This window comes from Chloroflexota bacterium (assembly GCA_026708035.1).
Taxonomy (GTDB): Bacteria; Chloroflexota; UBA11872; order UBA11872; family UBA11872; genus JAJECS01.
Genome location: JAPOVQ010000021.1, coordinates 12,366 through 36,546 on the forward strand (window position 1 = coordinate 12,366; position 24,181 = coordinate 36,546).

Consider the following 24,181-nt stretch of genomic DNA (forward strand, 5'->3'; position numbering starts at 1 on the left):
CCTGGGTCCCTTGCGAGACCGTGGGAGAGCGGGACCGCCCCGGCCCGTAGTGCTCTCCCATCCCAGGGAGAGGGGGTCGGAAGTTGCTCGACTCAGTTCGGGTTTGGTCCCTTCTCCCCCGGTGGGATAAGGCTAGGATGAGGGGGATTCGGGAATGGCCGAAGGGTTGCGCGCAGGCTTCCCTTTGTGGGAACGATGAAACGACCCGGCCGCCCACAGATGAGTCGCGAAACCCGCCGAGCGCCCACCGTCCGCGATCAATCGTGCTGGTGGTGGTGGACCAGTTGTCGGCGCGGTGGGTCGAGGAATGCCTGGCCGGCGCGGCGCCGCTGCCCAACCTCGCCCGCTTGCAGGCGCGCGACCCGGCCTGCGACGGCACGCGGCGCGACCTGCGCGACCGGCTGCTCGAGCTGCTGATCGAGCAGGACTACCCGCACTCGCCGCGAGGGAGGTTTGCCTATGGCGTGCCCTGACGGGCCGGCCGGGATCGAGTACCGCGACACCGCCGAGGGGCTGGAGGCGCGCCAGCTGGCGACGGGCTTCTTCGTCGATTGGCTGCGGCAGCCGACGCCCGAGGCGCATCTCGACATCCTGCGCGGGAGCGCAAACGTGGTGGTGGCGATCGACGAGGAGTCGGATCAGGTGGTCGGGTTTGTCACCGCCATCAGCGATGGGGTGCTGAGCGCCTACATCTCGCTGCTGGAAGTGCTGCCGGAGTATCAGGGCCGCGGGATCGGCTCCGAGCTGATGCGGCGGCTGCTGGAGCAACTCAAGGACCTCTACATGGTGGACACGCTCTGCGATGTGGACGTGCAGGCGTACTACGCGCGATTTGGCATGAAACGGGCGACGGGGATGCGCATCCGGCGGTATGACCGGATTCCGAGCGGGGAGACGGACGGATAGATCGGACGGGCCGGTTTGAAACCGGCCCCTACCGTCCAGCCGGCGCGCGTCACGACGCGGCGCAGCCCTGGACCAGAAATGCGGAGTCGGGTAGGGGCGGGTTTGAAACCCGCCCGTAAGTTTCAATCGTCTGCATCACGACGCGGAGTCTCCGTAGCACACAACCTCGACGCCATACTTCTCAGCCAAGGGCCCAAGAACTGCGTCGTTCCACTCGCACACGGCAACGGACATGACAGTCCTGGGTCGAAAGGCACGCATCAACTCCCTGGAGAACAACGCCTGTCCCAGCAGATACATCCCGAGCCTGCCCGTCTTGGTCTGGACGACGACTATGTCCTTGTCCCTGAGGTCCTGCTCAGCGTGTTCGGCCCGATCCAGAATCCGCTTTGGTCCGCCAAGAATGATCACCCCGTCCAAATCCCGATAGCCTTGTTGACCCCGCACCGCCCTGACTGCACGGAACTCCTCCATGAGTGTCCCGCCGACTGACTCCCAGTAGCGGCGAGTTAGCGGCGTCTCATACTTGCTAACCGGCGACCTCCCAAAGGCGTAGCTACCGAGTCGGTACAGCCTACGCCGGCGCTCCCAGGATCACAGGCAGGGTGAGGCCCACCACGAGCACCAGCGCCCAGAGGGCCGGGGCGGCGCTTTGGAGGGCCTCGCGGCGGCGCTCAAGGCGCGCCTCGTCGGCCTGGCGGCGGGCGATCCACCAGGGGTTGTGGCGGGTCTCGAACCAGTGATAGGTCAGCCCCAGCCCCGCGCCGTAGGCCAGGTGCCCGACCAGGCTCGCCGTCAATGAGGCGGCGCCGGCCGCCGACCACGCGGGCGTGGCGCCGAGCAGCATGGGCATGAGGATCTGCGGGCCGAGAATCCAGAGGAAGAAGCCGTAGGAGACTCCCCAGCCCACGGCTGAGCCCGCGTCGTAGCTCTGGCGGCGGAAGAGCAGGCCGTAGGCCGCGCCGAAGAGCATGGCGATGACGAGGTGGATCACCAGCCCTGCAATGTCGGACTCGCCGCCCATGAGTCCCGCCACGCCGCGCAGCGCGCCGACCTGGACCATGACGTAGGTGAAGAGCAGTCCGCCGACGACGCCGGCGGCAATGCCGCGTCCCAGGGCGCGCAGGCCGCGGGTCCCCACGCCTTCCTCGTCGTCCGAGCTGTCGACCTCATCGAAGAGGACGCGCCAGAGCCCGCGCAGCCATTGATAGCCCACGCCGAGAAAGCCGCCGAAGACGAGATAGCCGAGCAGCGCGGGGTAGGCGTCCGCGGCGGCGCCTGCCGACCAGGGGAGGCCACCCTCCAGGATGAGCGGGAGGACCGTCAGCCGCAGCACGACCCAGAGCAGGAAGCCGTACATCGCGCCGCGCACGAGTCCGGCCCCGGCGCTGTCGCTGGGGCGCTGGGCCAACGCCGCGAATCCCGCCCCGGCGACCGCGCCGACGATCAGCGCGGCCAGCCAGGCCGGCGCCCCGGCCGTGTCGGCCGGCAGCGCGGCGAACGTGGGCGTCTGCCCCTGGTCGTTCAGCAGGCCCGCCGCGATCGCCGCCGCCGCGAGTCCCGCGGCAGCCCCGAGACCGATCCCCGTGAGCGACGGCCGGTGCACCACCGGCCGGCTGAGGACCAGCAGCGCCAGGCCCGTCGTGGCGCCGAAGAGCAGGAAGCCGAGCAGCAGGTCGAACGACGACTGCGCGGCGGCCAGCGACCAGGTGACCGGCTGTCCGGAGGTGAGCGGGTAGAGCGTGAGGGGGTCGAGGAACCAGACGACCGCGCCGTAGGCGAGGCCCCAGAACACCAGGGCGTCGTTGCGGCGCGCCTGGTTGCGCACCAGGGCCGCGAACAGCACGCCGAACACCGCCGAGAGCGCGAAGTGCACCACCAGCCCGACACCCAGCGACTCGCGGGCGGTGACGATGAGCGCCATCGACGCCATCATCCCGAGCTCCAGCATGGCGAGGGCCAGCACCACGCCGCCCACCAGCCCGGCCAGCGCGCCGGTCAGCAACCATGCGCCGAGGCGATCGGAGCGGATCATGCGTCCCGCCCCACCGGCATCACCGGCTCGGGTGCGCGAGGGGTGTCGGCATCACCGTCACCAGCGCCAGCACTCGGCTCCGCCGCATCCGACGGCCCGGGCAGCAGCACGATGTCGCGCGGGAACAGCAGGTCGATGGCCCAGTCGAGCGCCACCCGCACCTTGCGGTCCATGCCCGGCAGCTTGGTGAAGTAGATCGTGCGCCACATGACCCAGGCGACGAATCCGGAGAACTTGCGGCCGGCCACTTCGGCGGCGGCGGTGCGAGACCCGAGCGCGACCAGCGATCCGATGGCGCGGTAGCTGAACGGCTTCGGCGCTTGCCCGCGGGCAACGGCCACGACGTTGTCGGCCACGGCCTTGCCCTGGCGGATCGCGTGCTGCGCGGTGGGCGGGTGAAAGGCGCCGGGCCGATTCACGTCGGGCACCTGCGCCCCGTCGCCCAAGGCCCACACGCCGTCGAGGCCCGGCACTTGCAGCGTGGGCTCGACGACAAGTTGACCGCGCCGGTTGCGTTCGCAGGGCATCCCGCGCAGCAGTGGGCTGGGCTGATTGCCAGCGGTCCAGACCAGCGTGCGCGTCGGAATCCGGGTGTCGTCGTCGAGGGTCACGCTCTCGGCATCGGCGGCGGCCACGCGCTGGCCCAGCACGAACTTGATCCCGCGGCGCTCCAGCTTTTCGCGGGCGTAGTCGCCGAGCTCGCGGCTGAGCTCGGGGATGATGCGGTCGCTCGAGTGCACCAGCACGAACCGTGGCTCGTCGCGCCCAATGCCGGGGTAGTAGCGGCGCACGCTGCGCACGAGGTCGAAGAGCTCGGCGACGGCTTCGGTGCCCGCGAACCCGCCACCGGCGACGACGAAGGTCAGCAGCCCTTGCCGCGCGGGCGCGTCGGCCTGCTGCTCCGCGGTCTCCAGCGCCGCGATGACGTGGTTGCGCAGGCGGGCGGCGTCTTCGAGGGTCTTGAGGGTGAAGGCGTGCTCGGCCAGCCCCGGGAGCCCGTAGAACGCCGGCACCGAGCCGACGGCCACAATCAAATGGTCGTAGGCGATCCGCTCCGTCCGATCGGAACCTATGGGGATCGCGGTGATGCACTTGGCGTCGGCGTCGACCGCCTGGACGTCGGCGTGGCGAAAGCGCGTGTGCGGGCATGCGACGCGGATTGGAGCCGAGATCGCCTGGGCGTCCAGGCCGCTCGACGCGACTTCCGCAAGCATCGGAGTGAAGAGCAGGAAGTTGCTGCGGCTCACCAGGGTCACGTCGAGACACACGTCTCTCCGGTGCAGCTCTTCGAGGCGCTGCGCGGCACCCATGCCGGCAAAGCCGCCGCCGAGGATTACCACGCGCACGGGTTGGCCGGCCGCGCGAGCGGACGTGGGCGACTCGGCGCCGTGGCCGACCCCGGCGCGAGCCGCCAAAGCCAGCAGCACGCCGAGCCCCCCGCCGAACATCAGATGCGCGATGAGGCTGGGGAAGTGCCGCGACGCGGCCTCGACCGACCACGTGGGCGCCGCGCCGTCCAGCGCCGGACCGATGGTGAGCGGACCGACGACCCAGAGGATTAGCCCCGTCATGAGCGCCAGCGTGATGCGCGAGGCGTGCTCGCCCTGCCGACGCAGCGGAATCACGCGCGCAAATGCCCCGCCCACCGCGCCGCCAATGACCAGGTGAACGGCAAGCAGCGCGCCTTCCACCGGCGATCCCAGCAAACCGTCGAACCCGCCCATGGGCGTCGCCGGAACCAGGAACACGAGCGCGGCCGCGGCTCCCGCCAGGGCGCCGATCGGCACAGGCTCACGCGCGATGCGCGTCACCAGGCGACCGGCGCGCCGGCGGCGCACGTTACGCGGGGAGGGTGGCGGTCGCGAACACGACGTGGAACGGCACGCAGTAGATGACGACGCTGTTGTACGCCGAAAGGTCGGTGCCGGCCGGGATCTCGTAGTTCTGGTTGCCGATGTTGCCCTTCAGCGCGCCCACGTCGATGTAGTCGCCCAGCTGCTGGCTCGACGCCGGCGCGGGCGACGACGACAGCAGCACGCTCAGCGCCGGACCGTTGGTGACCTTGAAGTCCGTCAGGCGCAGCACCAGCTTGTCGTCGGGCGTGCGGAAGATGGTGGCGGTTCCGGAGCCGCGGTGAAAGTCGTCGGCGCCGCGGAACTGGCCCTCGCGCAAGAGCTCAGGCTGCGGCGCGGGTTCCGGCTGCGGCGCGGGTTCCGGCTGCGGCGTGGCCTCCGGCTCGGGCGTGGCCTCCGGCTCGGGCGTGGCCTCCGGCTCGGGCATGGCGGGCATCGGCTCGTCCATCATGGTGTCGGGCATGGCGGCGGCCGCCTCCATCACCCGCTCCTGGACCACCATGCGGTCCGCTTCGGCGAGAGCCTCGATCTCCATCAATGTGGGCATGGCGGCCTCGAAGTCGGCGACCATCTCCTGCTTCTCTTCCTCGGTCATGGTCTCCATGGCCGCGGGTTCCGGAAGCTCGAAGGGGAACGCCTCGTCCACCACGGTGTCGCGAAAGAGCGGCGACACAAGCCACCAGGCAATCGCCACCGCCGCGATGATTCCGACTATTCCGCCGCCGATCAGCACTCGTCGTCGAGTCATATCAGCCTCCTTCGTACAGCCCTACGTGCGGCTGTCGAGGGCAGATTCAATTGGACGTAGTGTGTACCTCCGACACCATATGCCGCCAGTCGGTAGGAATCCTCTGAATGTGCCCGTGGGCCGCGCCCCAATCCGTTCGCCCTGAGCGAAGGCGAAGGGCCGTTCATGGTTCGACAAAGCCTGCCCTGAGCCTGCCGAACGGCGCACCGCGAACGGCAGGGGCACCTGTATGCCAAGGTCTCCTGCTTGTCCATAGCCGTCCTAGGCACTGCTGTCTCCCACCATAGGCAGCGCCAGATCGAGCCGAGACGTGGTGAACTGGTCCACGCCGCACTCGAGGGCTCGTTCGATGGCGGTCGCGTCGTTCACATTGGCTCCGTGCACCAGCATGCCCGCGCCGTGCAGCCGTCCGACGAGCCCCGCGTCGATCATGCCTATGGGCAGATGCGCGATGCGAGCGCCCGCAAGGGTCATCAGTTCAATGACCTGCCGGCGGCCCAATTCCGGTCCCATCCACTTCGGCCACGGTTCGACGAAGAACATGCCGATGGGAATGCGGGGCTCGCGGCGATGCATGTGCCACAGGAGCGGACGGTGCCCAGTCGTCAGTTCCACCGACGCAACGGCGTCGGCGGCGCGGACGGTGTCGAGCACCCGATCCAGGAACGCCAGCGTGGTCCCCTTGAGCTCGATCTCGAGGCGCACGCGCCCGCCGGCGAGGCCGAGCACATCCTCGAGGGTGGGAATGCGCTCGCCGGCGAACTTCTCGTCGAACCAAGAGCCCGCGTCCAGCGCCTGAAGCTCCGCCAGGGTGTAGTCGCCGACGAGCCCCGCGCCGTCGGTGGTGCGGTCGAGGTAGTAGTCGTGATGCACCACCAACGCTCCGTCCCGGCTCGGGTGGACGTCCAACTCGATGCCGTCCGCCCCGGCCTCGATCGCGGCGGCGAAGGCCGGCAGCGTGTTCTCCGGAGCCGCAACCGTGTCGCCGCGATGCGCGATGACCAGCGGCATGTGGGGTGCCATGCCCTCGCCGCCCGAGGCCCCCGCGACGGCTAGCGCCCGCCGCCCGCCTGAGCCCCCGCCTGGCGGGGACGACGCCGGCGACGGTTCGACCGAGGTTTGTGCCCATTCGCGCCGTTCGCTTTCGCCTTGCCGCCGCTCAGGCGTTCGCCGGGCATCACGCGTTGGCCGTTGGCGGCCGAGGCTGCTTCGGCGGGATCGTCGTCGACCGGCAGAAACTCGGTCTTGATTTCGTCCCAGTACCGACGCGGGATGCGGCGCTCGAGCGAATACTCGATCGAGGCCAGCCGGTCGAGGCCGGCGCCGCTGACCAGGGTGACGGAGCGCCCCGCGCGTCCCATGCGGCCGGTGCGTCCGGTGCGGTGGGTGAACATGTCGGGGTGGTCGGGGATGTCGTAGTTGATCACCTGGGCCAGACCCATGATGTCCAAGCCGCGGGCGGCGACGTCGGTGGCGATCAGCACATCGATCTCTTCCCGGCGGAACCGGTCCATCACGCGCTGCCGCGAGGGTTGGGGCATGCCGCCCTGGATGGCGTCCACCCGCAGGCCGCGGCGGCGCAATCGGTCGCGCAGGCGGTCGACCCCACGGCGGGTCCGGCCAAACACGATGGTCGGCACGCCGGGCGACTGCTGCAAGATGCCTTCGACGGCCGTGGCCTTTTCCATCTCGGGCACGACCCAGATCTCGTGGTCGATTTCGGGGAGGTCCTCGGGCCGGGTGTCCAGCGCCACGTGCTCGGGGTCGCGCAGATGCCGCAGCGTGAGCCGCGCCACCCAGCCCGGCACGGTGGCCGAGAACAGCGCCGTCTGCCGGGATGCCGGCGAATATCGCAGGATCGACTCGACCTGGGGCGCCATGCCGATGTCGAACATGCGGTCGGCCTCGTCGATGACGAGCATGCGTAGGTCGTCGACGTTCAGATCGCGGCTTTCGATCAGGTCCAGCACGCGTCCCGGCGTGCCCACCACGACCTGCGCGCCCTGGGCGAGCGCGCGGCGCTGCGGGGTGTAGCTGAGCCCGCCGACGATGCGCACCGAGGGCGGGGCGTCCGGACCGAGCAACGGATCGATGACGGTGCCGATCTGCTCGGCGAGCTCGCGGGTCGGCGCCAGCACCAGGGCCTGGACGCGCGGATGATCGGGGTCGAGTCCTTCAACGAGCGGGATGGCGTAGGCCAGGGTCTTGCCGGAGCCGGTTCGGGCTTGGCCGACGACGTCGCGGCCTTCAAGCAAGTGCGGAATGCAGGCGGCTTGGATGGGTGTGGGGCTGGTGATCTCGTCGGCCGCCAGCGCGTCGACGAGATCGGGTCGAACGCGCAGCGCGGTGAAACTCTCGATAGCGGGTGCCCTTCTGCTGCAACTGGCGCCCGCGGTGGGCCGATGATTGTCTGCGGCCCGCGCCCTACGTGGTGCGCTGGGCGCCTCTAGCTTTCTCAACCATACACAATCGCATGGCCGCCGCGCAGTAGTATCGTGGCACCGGCGCGCCACCCGACGGACGCGAGGGGCCTGCGATGACCGTGCCGCCAACGCCCGCGGCGGATGTTCAAGCGCTGTTCAAAGCCTCGATGGCGGCCCTGGCTTCCGGCGTGGCGGTGGTGACGGGCGCCGCCGCCGACGGATCGCCCCGGGGGCTCACCGTCACGTCGATTGCGTCGTACTCCGCCCATCCGCCGTCGGTGATCGTCTGCGTGGACGAGACGTGCAACAGCTATGCGGCGCTCACCACGGGGAGTCACTTTGCGGCGCATCTGCTGCAGGCGGAGCAGGCCGACGTGGCCACGCTCTTTGCCTCCAGCGCCATCGACAAGTTCGACCGCGTGTCGTGGACGCTGTGGGACGACCGGCTGCCCGTCCTCAGCGACGCGCTGGCGGTGGTGATCTGCCGCCGCATCAGCACGACGGTGCTCGGCGACCACGCGATCCTGGTGGGCGAGGTGGTGGATGGGTCGATGCAAGAAGCGCAGCCGCTGGTCTACTGGCGGCGTGGGTTCTACGAAGGGCCGGGCGCGCCGACGGACGGCGGCTAGGGGGATTCGCACGGGCAGCCACAAGGGTTGCCCCTACACGGACTTCAACGGGGAGCGGGAGCAATGGCCACGACAGCGCGCGATCTTCTGGCCGACCGGGGCTATGCGGCGGATCCGATCTATCTGACCGATCTGGATCGCGTCACCCCGGCGTCGGCGCTCGCGTCCGGGCTGCGTCCGCACACCTGGCAGACGCTGCCATACGAGACCGAACACCTGCGCGGCGTGCTGCTGTGGGCGGGATTCGAGTCGCAGGCGCCCGCGGTCAGCTATCCGCTCGAGCGGCGCGGCTGGCACGCCATCAGCGTGGGATTCCACCCGACCAATGAGGACCAGGGCTGGCTGGAGCAGGTGCTGGTCAAGCTGAGCGGCGACGACACCTACTCGATGCTGCGCTGGGAGCCGCCGCGCGGGCTGGACGGGCACATGCGCCGGCTCCGGTTCGAGGAGCTGTTCTGGCGCGTGGCCAAGCTCGACGGCCAGGACCTGGTGTTCGAGCAGATCACCCGGCGCCTGGCGGCGGGCGATGGCCCGGGGACGATTCAGGGCGAGTCGACCAAGATCGCCTACGTCAAGCTCGTGCCGCTCTCGGACGCCGAGGCGGCGGCGCATGAGCGGGACCTGCGCAACGCCTCCACCCGCCGGCTGTTCGGGCACAACGACGCGTTCTATCCCTACACCTATCGCACCACGACCGCCGAGGAGATCCGGCGCGAGGTGGAGCCCTACCGCGAGACGGACTTCGGGCGCATCTACTGGGAGGTCGGCGGCGGCGACAAGCTCTATTACGACACCACCGTGGGGCGCAATCCGGCCGATCTCGACCTGCAGGGCTACAGCCGGCTGGGTGAGCGCCTGCTGGTGGAGAGCTTTCGCGAGTTCCGGCGCAAGGGCATCGATCCGGTGGACGTGGCGTTGCGGCACACCCACGACCTGGGGATGGAGTTTCACGCCAGCTACCGGCTGGCGGCGTGGACCTACCCACCGACCACCATGGAGGGATTCTTCAAGGGCGGGTATTTCGAGCGGCACCCGGAGCTGCACTGCATCGACCGGCAGGGACGAGTCCTGCCGCGGCTCTCCTACGCATTCCCGGAAACCCAGGAATTTTGCCTTGCCGTGCTGCGCGAGATGGCGGCCTATCCGGTCGACGGCATTGCGCTGCTGTTCAACCGGCGACCGCCGTACCTGGACTACGAGGCGCCGCTGGTCGAGAGCTTCACCCGCGAGTACGGCGAGGACCCGCACGACCTGGACGAGCGCGATCCCCGCTGGCTGGCGCACCGCGCCGCCGTGCTCACGGCCTTCATGCGGCGGCTGCGCGCCGAAATGGACGCCGCCGGCGCCGCGCGCCAGGGCAAGCGGATCGACATTTCGGTGTGCGTGCTGGGCACCCAGGCCGACAACGACTTCTTCGGCCTAGACGTGGCCACGTGGGCGCGCGAGGGCCTGATCGACACGCTGATTCCCTACAGCCCGGCGCCGCTGGCCCTGCCGGTGGCCGAAGACACATGGATATCGGGCGAGCAGATCCAGCCGTTCGTGGAAGCTGTGCGCGGCACGCCGTGCCTGATGGCGCCGAACCTGATGCCGCGCGACCTGAGCGCGGACGACTACCGCCGCATGGCCTCGATGCTCTACGGCGCCGGGGCCGAGCATCTGTTCGTGTGGGACTGCGCGGGCTCGTGGTTCCGCGCCAACCACCAGGAGCCCTGGAACGCGCTGCGCCGGCTGGGTCACCGAGACGAGATCGAGGCCTGGCGGCAAGCGGGCGAGCCGAGCCTGGCGAACCCCACCATTCCCCTCCGCACCCTGGGCGGTTGGGACATGACCACGATCGCGCCGGGCTGAGCGGGGGAGGGGCGCTTCGCGAACCGCCCCCGTCCGTCATTCCGGCGGAAGCCGGAATCCAGATCGGATCCTGCTAGCCGCCCCGCTCCGGATGCAGCACGAGCTCCCGCCCGCGGTCGTCGATGGCGCGCAGCGCAAAAACCCAGGAGCCCCACGCGTGCCGGGCCAGCCCGTCGTCGGGGTTGTCGAGCTTGACCTGGAGCCGATTCCAGCCGGCCCGCAGCGCCAGCCGATGCTCCCGATGGCGGAAGTAGTCGTTTCGGCCCAACGACGCCCAGGGACCGTTGCCGATGCGCAGGCGCAGGTCGTTCACCCAACCGGCCTGCAGCGTGACGGCGGCATCCGCGTCGGAGTGCAGCCATGTTTGCGCCAGCCCAAGCGCCGGATAGGTGAGCGAATTCTCGGGACCAATGGGGCGGAAGGTCAGCGAGAAGTCCACGAAGCCGTTGATGTCGGCGGCCGGCGCCCAGCGGGCGACGTGCCGATCGCCCCGGCGCCAGGGCGAGTCGGGCGGGTAGCCCATTTCGGCGAAGCGCTCGGCGGCATCGGCACGGTCGGCGGCGGCGTCCAGCGCGGCTTCGTGATCCGGATGGAACGGCCCCATCAGTTGCCAGCGCGGTTCGGGGTCCGGCGCGCCCGTGGCGTCGAACGGCAGCTCGGAGCCGAGCAGCAGTTGATCCCAGTCCGGCATGCGGAAGAACGGCCGGTGCGGCGGTTCCTGATACCAGTAGGCCGTGCTGCAGATGTCGTTGGCCATCGATCCGAAGCGCACCTGGAGCGATTGGCCATAGGGGATGGCGTCCGCCTCGAAGAAGCGGTAGGCCGCCAGCGTGTGGCGGGCGAGGGCGGGACCGAGGTCTTCCTGGGCGTAGTAGGGCACGCCCTGGTCGAGATGCGTGGAGGGCCGGTGCAGCACGCCGCCGTTGGAGGCGCCAAAGGCGTCCTCGCCGCCCGCCCCGCGCAAATGGGCGAAAGGTCCCTCGGGCGCGTCGACGGGGTTCGTGACATAGATGTTCTCGGCGCCCGCGTGCGACCAGCGCGCCCGGTCGTCGCGCACGGCCACGCCGTAGTTGAAGCCCAGGAATCGACCGCGGCCGACCGCATCCAGCAGCAGGTAGTTGCGTCCGAAGGCCTCGCAGGGATTTTCGCGCCGGAATTGCGCGTGGAAGCGCAGCGGCTGCGTGAAGGATTCCGGTGGGTAGGCGTGCCAATCGGTCTGCAGCAGAATCCCGTCTTCGCCCACGTCCGGGCCTGCCACGGCCTCGATGCGCGCGCCCTCCCGAAACGGCATGGGAAACGTGGCCGTGTATCCCGCGTGAGCCTGCATGGTGAGGTAGCGCGAGTCGAGCGAGTAGGGCGGCAAGCCGTGGAGTTGGCCGAAGAAGTCGCCGAGCGGCGCCTCGACGGCAGGCGCGTCTGCGCCGTCCCAGAACATGCGCAGGACTATCTGGCGCTGGTGCGCGGGCGTGGGCTGGCGCACGGAGGCGGCCCAGATGCGGCGGATGCAGCCGGGGCCGTCAAGCTGGGCCAACGTGACGGGAGTGTCGGGCGGCAGGTCCTGGTAGGTCGTGACACGCGCTGGCCTGAAGTGCTCGGGCAAGGTGAGCCATGAAGGGTTCATCGGTGTCTCACTCCGTATCTCTGAATCGCCGGATCTCAGAGGCCGTGGGAGGGTTTGCTGGAGGGCCGGCGGGCCGGTCCGGCGCCTTCTCCCCTTGTGGGAGAAGGGTGGGATGAGGGGAATCCGGTGTCCGGTGGCCCAGACTGCGGGCAGCCTGGGAGTCGGAAGCGCTCACCGTCGCAGGCCGCACCCTCACCCATCGATGGAAAAAGGATCGGACGGGGCCGCTCACGCGGCGCCGTCGAAGGGGCCCTTGTGACCGGCATAGATGGCCTCGCAGAGCCGCATGGTCACCAGGCCGTCCTCCAGCGTGCTCCAGGGGCGGCGGCCGTTGAGGATGCAGTCGGCGAAGTGGCGCGTCTCGTTGAAATGCGGACCGCCCTCGGGCGCAAGGTCCAGCGGCGCCTCGTACGGATCGCCGTCGGCGAAGAGCTCGAAGGTGTCGGGACGGTGCGCCTCCTCGGGCGGACTCATGCGCGTGAGGTCCATGTAGGCCGAGAAGTCTTCGGCGTGCAGCTCGGCCCGCTGGATGCGGGTGCCCACGCCGAAGTGCGACATCAGCACCGCCCGTGCGCCGTTGGCGAAGGTGATCACGGCGTTGTGCCGCTCGCGCGCGGGGCTGGAGCGGTAGGTCTCGGCGTGGACGTGGGTGACGACGCCGGTCGTCTCCATCGTGTCCCCCGCCAGCCAGCGCAACAAATCGACGTGGTGGATCGAGTCGCAGACCAAAGCCGGCGGCATCAGGCCGCGACCCATGTTCTCGACCACGCGATCGCTCGGGTTCTTGTTGTAGGTGGCGGCGGCGTGCACGGGGCCGCCGCGGGCGAGCGCGAGTCGCTTGACGGCGAGAATCTGCGGGTAGTAGCGCCGGTTGAAGGAGACGATGGCCATGGCGCTGCTGGCGGCCTCGGCCTCGATCATGGCCGCGGTGTCGGCGCTGGTGTTGCCGGGCGACTTCTCGACCGAGGTGTGGATGCCGCGCTCCAGGCACTCGCGCACGATCGGCAGGAGCTGCCCGGGCAGGGTGACCACGTAGACCACGTCAGGGCGCGCGCGGTCGAGCATCTCGCGGTAGTCGGTGACGGCAACGTCGGGTTCGTGGGCCGCGGCCGCGGCCAGGCGCTGCTCGTCGAGGTCCGCCACGCCGACCAGCCGCATCTCGGGTTCGCCGGCAATCATCTGGAGATGACCGCTGCCGTGATTGCCGACGCCGATCACCGCCGCCTTGAGGGAGGCCATAGCGCTCGCTCCTCGTACCTAAAGGCCGTGTTGAAAGGCCATTGACGCATAATGGCGCGATTTGCGCCGCAGCGGCGCCCCTCCGCGTAGGGGCGCCCCTTGTGGGCGCCCGCCTGCAACCCGCGCCGGGGAGGCAAAACCGATGACCGACTCCGATCGCGAAGCGCCGCGCCTCTGTGTAGGGGCGTCCCTTGCGGTCGCCCGACTGCAGCCGGTATCTGGGAGTTGACGCCGATGGCAACAACTGATCGCGAGCGCCTGCGCCTCATGCTGCAGGAACGCTCCTTCATTTCGGGCACGTTCAAGCTCTCGTCCGGCCAAACCAGCTCCTATTTCTTCGACGGCAAGCAGGTCGTGCTGGACCCTGTCGGCGCGCACCTGGCCGGCAACGCGATGCTGGAGCTGATTCGGGAGCGGGCGCCCGACGCCAACGCCGTGGCGGGACCCACCGTCGGCGCGGACCCGATTGTCACCGCGGCCATGCTCCTGAGCGCCAGTACCAAGCAGCCGCTCGCCGGACTATTCGTCCGCAGCGAGCGCAAGGACCACGGCACGGAGCGAATCATCGAAGGCCCGCTGCAGCGCGGCATGCGGGTGGTCATCGTCGACGACGCCGCGACCACCGGCGGGTCGCTGGCCTACACGACACGCTGCCTGCGCGAAGCCGGCCTGGACCTCGAGGTCGTCCTGGCAATCACCCTCGTCGACCGCCTGGCCGGCTACGAGGCCGCCATGAATGAAATCGGCGTCCCCGCCGCCAGCGTGTTCACCCTCGACGACTTCACGCCGCCAGAGTCCGCGAAGACGCCTGAGCCCGCGGCAAGCGTCGGCTAAAGACTAAGCGGGCCGGCCGACGCAGACGTATCGGTTGGCGCTGAATAGGTAGTCGCCGCGGTCGGCGGCTTGCTGGAGATCGGCGCGCCAGTCGGCGAGCTCTTGGGCGGTTACGAGGGCTTTGGCTCGGAGCCATTCGTCGATGACTTGGACCTGCCAGAAGCCGAGGGCGCCGGGCTTGAAGATCTGCTCCGAGATCACGCGGACGTGAACCTGAACGTCGCGCAGGCCGGCCCGGCGCATCAGCGACGGGGCCATCCGCCCGATCCAGCCGTTGGGTCCCGAGTCGCAGAAGGCGCGGAGAATGCGGCGTCCCAGCACCGCGTCGCTGGCGGCGAACACGAGGGTGTCCCAGTCGGTGTCGTCCGACACGACCAGGCCGTCGGGCGTGCAGACGCGCGCGGCCTCGCGGAGCAGACGCACAGGATCGCGGACCCACTCGAGGGTCTCGGTTTCGACCACGAAATCGAAGGATCTGTCGGCGATGGGGAGCCTCATGCCATCCCCGACCACTCGCGCGATTGGATGGTCGGGGCTCCGGCCAGGAGGCTTGGGGTCAATCCCCACGATCCGCCCGCGCACAACGTCACGGGCCAGGCTCAGCAGTCGTCCCTGCCCCGCGCCGATATCGAGCAGGCGCGCGGGCGGCGCGCCTGACCGCGCCAGCAGCCACTGGTAGTGGTTTCGCAAGCTGGCCGGCAGTGGCGGGATCTGATCGTGCATCTCGATCCAGGCTAGCCGAGCGCCGGGCGTAGCAGGGCTGGCCGGCGTCCGTCGGCGCTGATTCGTGTTGCCCGAGACTGGACGCCGAGACAATCGCGCAACATGCACAAACTGTTTGCTTGACAGTAAATAGTTCATCTGACAATCTAACTATTTCCAATCGACTTTTGGAGCTTCGCTGATGGCAACGCACACCTATGACTACGATCGGCAGCCTGCGGAACAGGTCGTGGTCGGCCTGACGACCAAGTCCGACAAGATTCGGGCGCTGTTTCGCGCCGGATACAGCCGGTCGGAGATTGCCCAGAGTCTCGGCATCCGCTACCAGCATGTCCGCAACGTGCTGGTGCAGGCGGGCTATATGGAGACACAGCTGAGTCGACCCTTGCTGGACGAAGACGCGGCGGGCGCAGATTTGGCGCCGGAGCAGGTCAGAACCACCATCGGTCCGGGCGGTCGGGTGGTGATCCCGGCGGAGTTCCGCGCGGCCCTGGGGATCAAGGAGGGCGACGCCGTGATCATGCGGATGGAGGGCGAAGACCTCCACTTGGTCAGTGACGCGACCGAAACCCGTCGAATTCGTGAAATGATCGCCCGCTACGTGCCCGAGGGCGTGAGCCTGGTGGACGAGCTGATCAAAGAGCGCCGCCGTGAGGCCGCCGCCGAGGAATCCATGTGAGCCGCGCCGTGCTGGACGCGTCGGCGATGGTGGCATTCGTGCGCGATGAGCCCGGTGGAGAGATTGTGGACGGCTATCGCGGCGATGCGCTGGCCTCGGCGGTGAATGTCGCCGAGACCGCCGCCCGGCTCGTCGATCTTGGCCTGTCGCTGACCGAAATCCGACGCTCCATCGCCCACCTGTACGTGGACATCGTCCCTTTCGACGAAAAGCAGGCCCTTGCCACCGCCGCCTCCCGCCGCGCCACTCGCCACCGCGGACTCTCGCTGGGCGACCGGGCCTGTCTGGAATTGGCCGCGCGCCGTGGACTGCCGGCGGTGACGGCGGATCGGGCTTGGGCGGAGCTCGATGTCGATGTCGAGGTGCGGCTGATTCGGAGATTGAGGCGATTCGGCTGGTGTAGGGAGGTCCACCTGATGGATTGGGACTGGCGCGAGGACGTTAGATCGGCGCTGAGAGATTTCGCTACGGTGTCCGAACTAGCGGGAGAAAGAGTCGATCTTGGGTATGCAGACGCTGAGTTTCTAGACGCGCCCCATAAGCCGCGTGCTTTGCCGAAGGAAAAAATGGCGGTTTACGGCTTCTGGTTGGACGGCACGTGGCTAAAGGTCGGTAGGGCTGGAGAGAATTCGAATGCGCGGTACGTGTCCCAGCACTACACCGGAAGTGCCCCAAGCACGTTGGCAGGTTCGATCAGAAACGATGAGCGCATGCGGAGCATCTCCGGTCTTGATCGAAAGGCTCTCGCAGCGTGGATCAAGCGGGAGACGAGCCGGGTGAACATTTTGCTGCCTGCCACGACAAACAAGGCCCTCATGCCGTTGCTGGAATCGTTCTTGCACATGCGCCTTCAGCCGAGATACGAAGGCTGACGATCCAAGCTGCCAGTTGCGATTGGGTGGAAGGGCAAACGGGCAGGCACAAGGCCTGCCCCTACGCGGACCTTGCTATTCGCGGCCGAGGTCGACCGTCTGAGATTCCTCGCTGGCGCTCGGAATGACGAAAGAGGGCGCTCGGAGTGACGAAACGTGCGCACGGGTGCCACGATGGGGCTGTTCCCGGCGTAGCCCCGAGGTGAGGCCGATGTCGTCGAGCAATCGCGCGCAGCTGATGCGCGATGGATATCTGGTCAAGCGCGACGTGATCCCGGAGGGCCAGCTGGCGTCGCTGCGCGTGACCTTCGAGACGCTGCTCGATCGTCAGCGAGCGGTTTGGCGGCGCGAGCGGGGGCCCGACGACCCGCCGGGCGGCATCTGGGACAGCGCGATGCAACCGCGGCTGAGCAACACCGAGACGTTCATCGACGCGGATACGGCCGAAGCGGTGGAACTGTGGGTGTCGGAGCCGATTCGCGGTCTGGCCGCGGAGCTGCTCGACGACGAGGGCGCCGGGATCAGCGCGATGCAGATGATGTGCAACCCCACCTTCGACTACGGTCCGGCGCCGTGGCATCGCGACATCCACCCCATCGATATGGGACCGATGCAGTCGATGCAGGACAGCCTGGTGGAAGACGGGCCGAACTACATGCAGTGGAACATTCCGCTGTATGACGACAGCGTGTTTTGGATCGTTCCCGGCAGCCACACGCGGATCAACAGCGAGGCCGAGAATCGCAGCCTGCTGGAAAACGCCCGCGTGCCGGTTCCCGGAGGCGAGCAGGTCGAGCTGCGCGCGGGCGACGTGTTGGTCTACGTCAACTACCTGATCCACTGGGGCAGCCGCTACATGAGCGAGCCCAAGCGCCGCACCCTGCACGGCGGGCATACCATCTACCCCCACTGGGAGGACCTGGACTTCACGCGGCATCTCTCGGCGGAGGCTCGCGCCTGGTTCGAGCTGTGGGCCGCGCGCACGGCCAGGCTGAAGGACGACACCGAGCGCGCCCTGCGGGCGCTGCTGGACCGCGACGGGGACGCCTATGCGGACGCGCTGGAGGCGCTGCGGCCCGGCGCGGGCGCCGCCACCAAGCTGCAGCTGACGATCTGGCTCTGCAAGGCCGCCATGCACATCCACAACCTCAAGCGGCCGGACTACGCCAGCCTGCCGCCCGAGTTCCGCCGCCGCGCCGAATACAGCCACGGCATCTCGCTCAACTGGGGGCCGGAGTTTGCGGAGCGGTTCGGCAAACCCGAGGCGGACGCGATTTGGCAGCGGTTTGGCGCGCTGGAGGACCACCTGCTGGCGCCTGACGGCGAGGACTATGTGCCCGGCTACCAGTCGGGGCCGATTCCCTATTCCCTGGAGCGGATGCAGCGCGGCATCACCGTGGACGAGTTCATCGCCAGCTGGGAGCACGCGGCGTAGGGCCCTGCCAAATCTGGAGGCGGCGGGGGCAGCGCCAAGGTCTCCATGCGCGGTGATGTCGGTAGGGTGGATTCCCGCCTCCGCGGGAATGACGGACGGGCGGCCACAAGAGCCGCCCCGACAAGCGGCCGGGGACGTGCCATCGGACTGCCGCCAGGGCCGGTCCTACACGAAACCGAACCCGTGGCCGTACTCTGCAAGACATCCGTGCCGGGGTGGCGGAATGGCAGACGCACGGGACTTAAAATCCCGGGACTTCGGTCGTGTGGGTTCGACTCCCACCCCCGGCACCGCGGGCGCTCAGCCCGTTTCGCCGCCGAACTCGCGATTGACGCGCTCGTACTCGTCGGGGCTGCCGATGTCGAACCAGCGCCCGCGGAACACCTGGCCGATCACCGTGCGCCGGGTGTGCAGCCACTCCATCACCGACCCGAACTTGTCGGTACTGCCGCCGTCGGCCAGGTAGGCGTCGAAGTCGGCCAGGTTCGCGCGCGGGAATCCGTAGATACCGGTCCCGGCAAGCGTCGAACGGGGCGCCGCCGGCTTCTCCACAAACGAGACGATCCGATCATCGTCGTCCAGCTCGACGATGCCGTAGCGCGTCGCCAATTCCAACGACTCGACGTCGTACAGCCCCACCACAATGTTGCTGACGGCGCGCGCCGCCAGCGGCCGCAGGTCGAAGTCGAACACGTTGTCACCGAGCACGATGACGAGATCGTCGTCGGGGTGCGCGGTGTCCAGGAAATACTTGATGTCGCCGATCGAGCCCAGCTTGGTCGCTTCGCTGGTGGTCTGATCGTTGTGCAGCGTCAGGCGCGGTTCCTGCTCGTGCGCCGCGGCCCAGTCGACGAACTGGGGAAAGAAGACATCGTGGGTGATGACGTGGATCTGCTGCATGTCGTCGATGGCGGCCAGCCGCTCGACCGCAAAGTCCAAGCTGCAGCGCGCGCCGATGGGCAACAGGTGCTTGGGCGTGGCGCGGGCGAGATCGCCCATGCGCGTGGCCCAGCCGGCGGCGAGGATCAACGCTTGCATGCCGCCGATGATAGCGCCGGCCGCAAGGGCGGACGCGTGCGCCGCTATACTCGGCGACACCGCGAACGAGACTCCGCGCCGACATCCCGCTGCGGATCGGCAATGGGGATAAGCCGCCAGCCGGGAGAGTGGCGCGCGTGACCGATGCACGCCGTGAATTGATCTTCGGAGCGCTCGGCCTCGCCATTCTCGCGGTCGTGGCGGTGGTCCTGGTCACGCAGGCTTCCGACAGTTTCCCGGGTACCGGCGGCGACTCCCCGTCGGACACGGCCTCCCCCGGTGTGACGGTGCCGCCGCTGCCTTCGCCGACGCCCACACCCACCCGTGCCCCGACCCCCACGCCCACGCCGCTGCCGCAGACCTACACCGTGCAAAGCGGCGACACGCTGGCGCTGATCGCCGAGCGCTTCAATGTCACGATCGAGGACCTTGCCGCGAAGAACGGCATTCTGGATCCCAACAACATCTTCGCGGGGCAGAAGCTCGAGCTACCCCAGCCGGACGAGCGGGTGACGCCCGCGGCGCCAACGGGCTCCGACGACGAGGTCTACGTCGTGAAGGCCGGCGACACGCTGTTCGCCATTGCGCAGGAGCTGGGAGTGACCGTCGAAGACCTGGCCGATCTCAACGAGATCGCCGACCCGTCGCAGCTCTTCGTCGGCCGGCCGCTCAGGATTCCCGAGCGCCAGATCACGCCCCCCACGCCCCGCCCTTCGCCCTAGTCGCGCCGGCGGTGATGACGATTGGGGCCCAGCGCCGACATCCGCATGACGCGCGGAGCGCAAGCCGGGGCTGAACCGGTCCGCCGGTAGAGGATGAAGCGCCGCTCTCTATAATCGGGGGTTGCCCGATTCGCGCTGCCGAAACCATGTCAATCACCTCAACGGTCATCAAGCGCGCCGTCCGCCAAGCTCCGACGGAGGCGCTCACGCTCGTCGAGCGCGCGGTCAAGCGGCCGCTGTTCGGCTGCCAGATGTGCGGGCACTGCATCCTGCAGGACACGGCCTTCATCTGTCCGATGGCTTGCCCGAAGGGACTGCGCGACGGGCCATGCGGCGGGACCGACATGCATGGCATGTGCGAAACCGACCCGTCGATGCCCTGCGTGTGGCTGCGGATCTACGAGCGAGCGGAGCGCCTGGGGCGCGTCGACCGGCTGATGAAGCTGCAGGACGACTTGGACTGGCGCGGCCAGGGCACGTCGTCATGGGTGAGTCTGGTCAAGCGGGCGGCCGCGCGCATGCATCCGGAGGCGCGGGAGAAGTCGTAGCGGGCGGCCCGCGGCTTGCCGCGGGTCGGCGTCAGGTGCGGCGGAAGATGCGCCGCCGGAGTCGGAAGAGTGCGATGGCCAGGAGCACCGCCCCGGCGACAACCGCGATGCTGATCCCGATGCTCACGTTTTCCTCGATCGCTTCGACCAGAAGCTCGTACTCGTCGCCGAGCGCCCATCCAAGGCCCACGAAGATGCAGGCCCAGATGGTGGCGGAGATGGCCACCGAGGGCACGAACAGCCGGAAGTCCACCCGCGACACGCCGCACACCAGCGTCAAGATGACGCGAAATCCTGGGACCAGGCGAAGCAGGATCACCGCCCAAAACTGGTAGCGGCGGAGCCAGATCTCGATGCGCTCCTGGCGTTCATGGCTGAGGCGAAAGATGCCCCGCAGCCGGTTGATCAACCGAGTGCCGAAGTATCGTCCCAGCCAATATTGAATGGATGCCCCGAGGGTGGCCGATCCGACGGTGACCAGCAGCACGAGCAGCGGGTGCGCCTCGCCGCGGGATACCTGATAGCCCATGAGCACCAGCAAGGTATCGGCAGGCACCGGAAAGGGAACGCCAACCTCTTCGATGCCCACATACAGGGCCAAGCCCAGGTACTGGCTGACCCCCAGGAAGGCCGACAGGGCCTCGCGGAAGGCATCGAAGCCTTCACCCATTCAAGGCCCCAACCCGGCGAACGGGCGTCTCGGTCAGCATGGGCGCGCCAGGCGCCGACTCACAGCGGGCGCGGGCGCTTGAGCGGCGCCAACCGGCCGGGCTGCACTTCGATCTGATGTGTCACGGGCGGCGCCCAGCTCTTTCGAATTCCGCCACACCACGGGCGATCTCCTGCCATTGCGCGCGTGCACGGCGTCCGAGACGCACGCTGCTGAGGTGAGGCCGCCTAGTCTACGTGCGGCCGCCGCGACGGTGACATTCTAGGCGGCGCGGCCGGCCGCTCCATACCTGCCGAGGACGAACCGGAGCCGAATCCGCACCAGGTCCCGCAATACACCGAAGGCAACGAGCGAGGGCCGCAGGCGCGATCCGGGATGGTCGCGCCAGGCGACGGGGATCTGCGCCACGCGGTATCCGCGGTGCACGGCGAGCCGCAGCATTTCGACATCGAACACCCAGCGCTCGATCACCGTGCCACCGAACAGATCCTTGGCCGCTTCCCGACGACAGAACTTGAATCCGCATTGGCTATCGGGGAAGCCGCGCAGCCCGGCGATCGTGGGCGTGATGGCGCGGAACATCCGGGCGCCGACCCGCCGGCCCGCGGACTGAGCGCGGAGGGTGCGACTGCGAGGCATCGCACGCGAACCGATGACCACGTCGTAGCCGCGGTCGAAGGCTTCCAGCGCGCGGGGCAACTCGTCGAGCGGCGTCGACAAATCCGCGTCCACGAAACCGATGACGTCGGTATCCGCGGCCAGCATTCCGGCGCGGACGGCCGCGCCCTTGCCCCGCTGTCCTGGCAGCGTGATGACATCCACGGGCCGGTCCGACACCGCGTGACTCAAGGCGATGTCGACCGTGGCGTCGGTGCTGCCGTCATCCACCACGATGACGTGGGCGTCGATTCCGGCCTGCGACAGGTAGGCCGACAGCGCATCGAGAGTGCCGCCCAGGCGCCGCGCCTCGTTGTAGGCCGGGATGACGAGGGTCAGCTTGGGCATCAGCGCCCCGCCTTGGCGGAGCGCGCCTGGCTCGCAGCGGCCAGGAACGCAAAAGTGGTCGTGATCAATACCCTGCCTCAAGGCGCTGCGAGACCGCGCTCACTGTATCGAGCCGAACAATCGTTCCTCGGGCGTGCGCGCGGACTCCGGGTCAGCCGCCTCGAGCGAGCGATCGACAGGCGGCAATTGTGACCGCGCCCGCCGCCACGCGTCCACTACATCGGGCGACTCGCCGCCGTGAGGCGTGAGCCGCGGACGCACGCGACACAGCACCGTCGTATTGACCGCCGCGCCCGCCACTATCGCCTGTCCTTTGCTGAGCGCCGGCAGTTCGGCCAGCAGCTCGCGTCCGGCGCTCTCGACCGCGCCGGCGATGGCCTGCTGATCCACGGGGTTCACCACCCGCAGGATGCACTGGGTCATGCATTGGCTCAGCACGTCCTGGTCAAGCTTGCCGGGACGCTGTGAGATCAGTCCCACGGCAAACCCGAACTTTCGACCCTCGGCCAGGATCTGCTTGAGCAGGTTGGTGGTGGGCACCTCCTCGCCGGCCGGCGCGAAGTGGTGGGCTTCCTCAATGAGAGTGAACACCGGTGCCGGGAGATACCGCTCGTCGTCCGAGCCGATGCGCTGCTTGGCGGTGCCCACGCGACCGTCGAACGAGCGGCGCAGCAGCGTCGCGGCGATGACCTGCTGCTCCTCGCGCGGCACCTCGTTGAGCTGCACCACGGTGCACTGCCCGGGCCGAATCAGCTCCTGCAGCGACGTGTGCTCGTAGTCATCGAAGATGCCGTCCTGGCGGCCAAGGGTGGCGTTGAGGCGCCACATCAACGCGCGCTTGACGAGCATGTAGTCGGCGCCATCGTCGCCGGCGTTGCGCGGGCCGCCGCTCAGCTCGACGTCGTTGACGGCTTCCGTCAGTTGCCGATACGTCCAGCGGCGGCCGCGGTCGATGCCGACGGCTCGCAGCGCCAACCTGAGGACCTCGCGCTGCGGTCCGGATAGCCCGTGCGTGGAGCCGACGAGCTGATAGATGTCGCTCGGGTGCAGCAGGTCGCGGCGGATCTTGATCTGCTCCGGGCGCACGACCAGCGTCCGCGCGCGATAGCCGTCACCGCGGAAGCCGGGGTGGTTGGCGATCTCGTCGAGTGTGCCGTACTCCCCATGGGGATCGACGACCACCACCGCCGCGCCCACCGATGGCTGCATCAGCTCCTCGACGATCACGCCCGCGAGGTAGCTCTTGCCGGCGCCGGTGCCCGCGATGATGGCCAAGTGCGTGCTGGCAAACTCGTTCACGTCGAGCGTGATGGGCACGCGATCCCTGGCGCGCGTGAGCAGACTGCCGATGTGCGCCGCGCCGGGTTTACCGTGCGGAATCCGCGAAAGCGCGTGCGCCAGGTCGTCGTCCGGGACCAGATAGACGGGCCGTCCAGCGCGGGGCGCCACCCGCGGATTCACGAAGCCCAGCGTGTCGTCGAAGTAGCCCAGGACAGCGACGTCGAACTCATACAGCTCCGGCGTCGCATGATCGAATCCGATCAGCCCGGCCACCCGGCTGGGCGCGACCTGCGGGTCGGCCATGAAGGCGTCCGGATAGAGCTTGAGCGGGCGGCGCGCGTCGATGCGGCCCAGCACGGAGCGCAACTCCCCATCGACCCGGGCGTCGTACGCCACGAACTCGCCGATCTTGAGCTGGTCGTCGGCGTCCGGAGCGACCAGGGTGTAGGTATGCGGGGACTCGCCAGGCCCCTTGGTGGTGCCAACGGGCACGGCCCCGCTCATCCGGCCGCCTCGATGCGCGTGCGCCAGGCGATGGAGTCCCGCAGCACGGCCACCGCGCCCGCGTGCGCGGGAAACGCCTCGACCAGGCGCTGGGTGATCGCCAGCGCCAGCTCCGAGGTCAGCGGGTGTCCGTGGGCCAGCAGCAGCGGCAGATAGGCCGCCCGCAGCCCGTCGTCGGCGCTATGGAAGGCCTCGAACTCGGCATCGACCAGCCGGTGAACCGCGTCCCCGACGCTGAGGGCATGGGCCACCACGCCCTGCGTCACCTCGCCGCCAGCGGACCGTGAGCCGAGGAGCAGCACGCCGATCAGGGTCGCGGTCTCGGGCAACTGGTCGGGAGCGAGCGTTTGCAGCTCGGTGCTGGTGGTCAACCGGGGACCGAGCGCGCCGAACTCCGGGTTGACGAGCGTGGCGTCGAAGACGACGCCGATGGCCGAGTCGCCGGCGGACCGCGGAACGGCGACGAAGGTGCCAAAGGCGTAGTCGCCGGGCTCGGGCGCGACATCGACCTCGCCGGGGCGATCAACCTGCGCCACGTACTCCACGTGCGAGTTGGATTTCACGA

The 24,181-nt window shown here is 68.8% G+C and carries 24 protein-coding genes and 1 tRNA gene; 11 read left to right on the top strand and 14 right to left on the bottom strand.

All coding sequences use genetic code 11. The features are described from left to right. The first annotated feature begins 263 nt into the window (after window positions 1-263). On the top strand, window positions 264-473 hold the full coding sequence (locus tag OXG33_09230; GenBank protein ID MCY4114102.1) for a hypothetical protein: 210 nt from the start codon (window positions 264-266) through the stop codon (window positions 471-473). Then, a complete protein-coding gene (locus tag OXG33_09235; protein MCY4114103.1) occupies window positions 460-906 on the top strand; it encodes a GNAT family N-acetyltransferase in 447 nt (148 codons plus the stop codon). Before OXG33_09230 ends, OXG33_09235 begins: the two co-directional genes overlap by 14 nt. A 135-nt stretch (window positions 907-1,041) precedes the next feature. On the opposite strand, the gene OXG33_09240 is transcribed toward OXG33_09235, so the two are convergent. From OXG33_09240 to OXG33_09265, 6 genes are all read right to left on the bottom strand, one after another. Further along, entirely contained in the window at window positions 1,042-1,326 is a 285-nt protein-coding gene (locus OXG33_09240) for a hypothetical protein (protein MCY4114104.1), read from the bottom strand. A 154-nt stretch (window positions 1,327-1,480) separates the two neighbouring features. Continuing rightward, window positions 1,481-2,941, bottom strand: a complete 1,461-nt coding sequence (locus OXG33_09245; protein MCY4114105.1) for a hypothetical protein — start codon at window positions 2,939-2,941, stop codon at window positions 1,481-1,483. Continuing rightward, window positions 2,938-4,779: an NAD(P)/FAD-dependent oxidoreductase gene (locus OXG33_09250; GenBank protein ID MCY4114106.1), complete on the bottom strand. Its 1,842-nt coding sequence runs from the start codon at window positions 4,777-4,779 to the stop codon at window positions 2,938-2,940. Before OXG33_09250 ends, OXG33_09245 begins: the two co-directional genes overlap by 4 nt. A 1-nt stretch (window position 4,780) precedes the next feature. Further along, window positions 4,781-5,542 carry a DM13 domain-containing protein gene (locus OXG33_09255; GenBank protein ID MCY4114107.1) on the bottom strand — a complete coding sequence of 254 codons (762 nt, stop codon included), beginning with the start codon at window positions 5,540-5,542 and terminating at the stop codon, window positions 4,781-4,783. 261 nt (window positions 5,543-5,803) lie between these two features. Then, window positions 5,804-6,553 (bottom strand): glycerophosphodiester phosphodiesterase family protein, encoded by a 750-nt coding sequence (locus OXG33_09260; protein MCY4114108.1) that lies wholly within the window; start codon window positions 6,551-6,553, stop codon window positions 5,804-5,806. Between the two features lie 41 nt (window positions 6,554-6,594). Next, complete coding sequence (locus OXG33_09265; protein ID MCY4114109.1) at window positions 6,595-8,055, bottom strand: DEAD/DEAH box helicase; 1,461 nt, start codon at window positions 8,053-8,055, stop codon at window positions 6,595-6,597. A gap of 23 nt (window positions 8,056-8,078) precedes the next feature. On the opposite strand from OXG33_09265, the gene OXG33_09270 reads away from it, so the two are divergent. Both OXG33_09270 and OXG33_09275 read left to right on the top strand, forming a co-directional pair. Further along, a complete protein-coding gene (locus OXG33_09270; protein MCY4114110.1) occupies window positions 8,079-8,594 on the top strand; it encodes a flavin reductase family protein in 516 nt (171 codons plus the stop codon). Window positions 8,595-8,657: 63 nt separating this feature from the next. Then, entirely contained in the window at window positions 8,658-10,445 is a 1,788-nt protein-coding gene (locus tag OXG33_09275) for a family 10 glycosylhydrolase (protein MCY4114111.1), read from the top strand. Window positions 10,446-10,518: 73 nt separating this feature from the next. Here the strand turns inward: OXG33_09275 and OXG33_09280 are convergent, their stop codons facing one another. Beyond that, window positions 10,519-12,066: a DUF2961 domain-containing protein gene (locus OXG33_09280; protein MCY4114112.1), complete on the bottom strand. Its 1,548-nt coding sequence runs from the start codon at window positions 12,064-12,066 to the stop codon at window positions 10,519-10,521. Between the two features lie 228 nt (window positions 12,067-12,294). Then, a complete protein-coding gene (locus OXG33_09285) occupies window positions 12,295-13,305 on the bottom strand; it encodes a Gfo/Idh/MocA family oxidoreductase (protein ID MCY4114113.1) in 1,011 nt (336 codons plus the stop codon). 234 nt (window positions 13,306-13,539) lie between these two features. Here OXG33_09285 and pyrE point away from each other — a divergent pair, with 234 nt between their 5' ends. Next, a complete protein-coding gene (gene pyrE, locus OXG33_09290; GenBank protein MCY4114114.1) occupies window positions 13,540-14,139 on the top strand; it encodes an orotate phosphoribosyltransferase in 600 nt (199 codons plus the stop codon). A 3-nt stretch (window positions 14,140-14,142) separates the two neighbouring features. On the opposite strand, the gene OXG33_09295 is transcribed toward pyrE, so the two are convergent. Continuing rightward, window positions 14,143-14,862 (bottom strand): methyltransferase domain-containing protein, encoded by a 720-nt coding sequence (locus OXG33_09295; GenBank protein ID MCY4114115.1) that lies wholly within the window; start codon window positions 14,860-14,862, stop codon window positions 14,143-14,145. Window positions 14,863-15,043: 181 nt separating this feature from the next. Between OXG33_09295 and OXG33_09300 the strand changes: the two genes are divergently transcribed. The 4 genes from OXG33_09300 to OXG33_09315 all read left to right on the top strand — a co-directional run bounded on the left by OXG33_09300 (window position 15,044) and on the right by OXG33_09315 (window position 18,138). After that, a complete protein-coding gene (locus OXG33_09300) occupies window positions 15,044-15,541 on the top strand; it encodes an AbrB/MazE/SpoVT family DNA-binding domain-containing protein (protein MCY4114116.1) in 498 nt (165 codons plus the stop codon). Between the two features lie 8 nt (window positions 15,542-15,549). Continuing rightward, entirely contained in the window at window positions 15,550-16,413 is an 864-nt protein-coding gene (locus OXG33_09305; GenBank protein MCY4114117.1) for a type II toxin-antitoxin system VapC family toxin, read from the top strand. Window positions 16,414-16,624: 211 nt separating this feature from the next. Next, window positions 16,625-17,848, top strand: coding sequence for a phytanoyl-CoA dioxygenase family protein (locus OXG33_09310; GenBank protein MCY4114118.1), 1,224 nt, complete (start codon window positions 16,625-16,627; stop codon window positions 17,846-17,848). A 209-nt stretch (window positions 17,849-18,057) separates the two neighbouring features. Next, window positions 18,058-18,138: transfer RNA gene (locus tag OXG33_09315), tRNA-Leu, on the top strand. A 10-nt stretch (window positions 18,139-18,148) separates the two neighbouring features. Here the strand turns inward: OXG33_09315 and OXG33_09320 are convergent. Next, window positions 18,149-18,886: a sugar phosphate nucleotidyltransferase gene (locus OXG33_09320; protein MCY4114119.1), complete on the bottom strand. Its 738-nt coding sequence runs from the start codon at window positions 18,884-18,886 to the stop codon at window positions 18,149-18,151. A gap of 137 nt (window positions 18,887-19,023) precedes the next feature. Between OXG33_09320 and OXG33_09325 the strand changes: the two genes are divergently transcribed. Next, entirely contained in the window at window positions 19,024-19,608 is a 585-nt protein-coding gene (locus tag OXG33_09325; GenBank protein MCY4114120.1) for a LysM peptidoglycan-binding domain-containing protein, read from the top strand. Between the two features lie 146 nt (window positions 19,609-19,754). Next, window positions 19,755-20,156 (top strand): methylenetetrahydrofolate reductase C-terminal domain-containing protein, encoded by a 402-nt coding sequence (locus OXG33_09330; GenBank protein ID MCY4114121.1) that lies wholly within the window; start codon window positions 19,755-19,757, stop codon window positions 20,154-20,156. Window positions 20,157-20,187: 31 nt separating this feature from the next. Here OXG33_09330 and OXG33_09335 read toward each other — a convergent pair whose 3' ends face one another. The 4 genes from OXG33_09335 to OXG33_09350 form a co-directional block, all read right to left on the bottom strand. Continuing rightward, window positions 20,188-20,826, bottom strand: coding sequence for a DedA family protein (locus OXG33_09335; protein MCY4114122.1), 639 nt, complete (start codon window positions 20,824-20,826; stop codon window positions 20,188-20,190). 261 nt (window positions 20,827-21,087) lie between these two features. Then, window positions 21,088-21,831, bottom strand: a complete 744-nt coding sequence (locus tag OXG33_09340) for a glycosyltransferase family 2 protein (GenBank protein ID MCY4114123.1) — start codon at window positions 21,829-21,831, stop codon at window positions 21,088-21,090. 99 nt (window positions 21,832-21,930) lie between these two features. Continuing rightward, on the bottom strand, window positions 21,931-23,604 hold the full coding sequence (locus OXG33_09345) for an ATP-binding protein (GenBank protein ID MCY4114124.1): 1,674 nt from the start codon (window positions 23,602-23,604) through the stop codon (window positions 21,931-21,933). Window positions 23,605-23,612: 8 nt separating this feature from the next. Beyond that, on the bottom strand, window positions 23,613-24,179 hold the full coding sequence (locus OXG33_09350; GenBank protein MCY4114125.1) for a hypothetical protein: 567 nt from the start codon (window positions 24,177-24,179) through the stop codon (window positions 23,613-23,615). Between the last annotated feature and the right edge of the window lie 2 nt (window positions 24,180-24,181).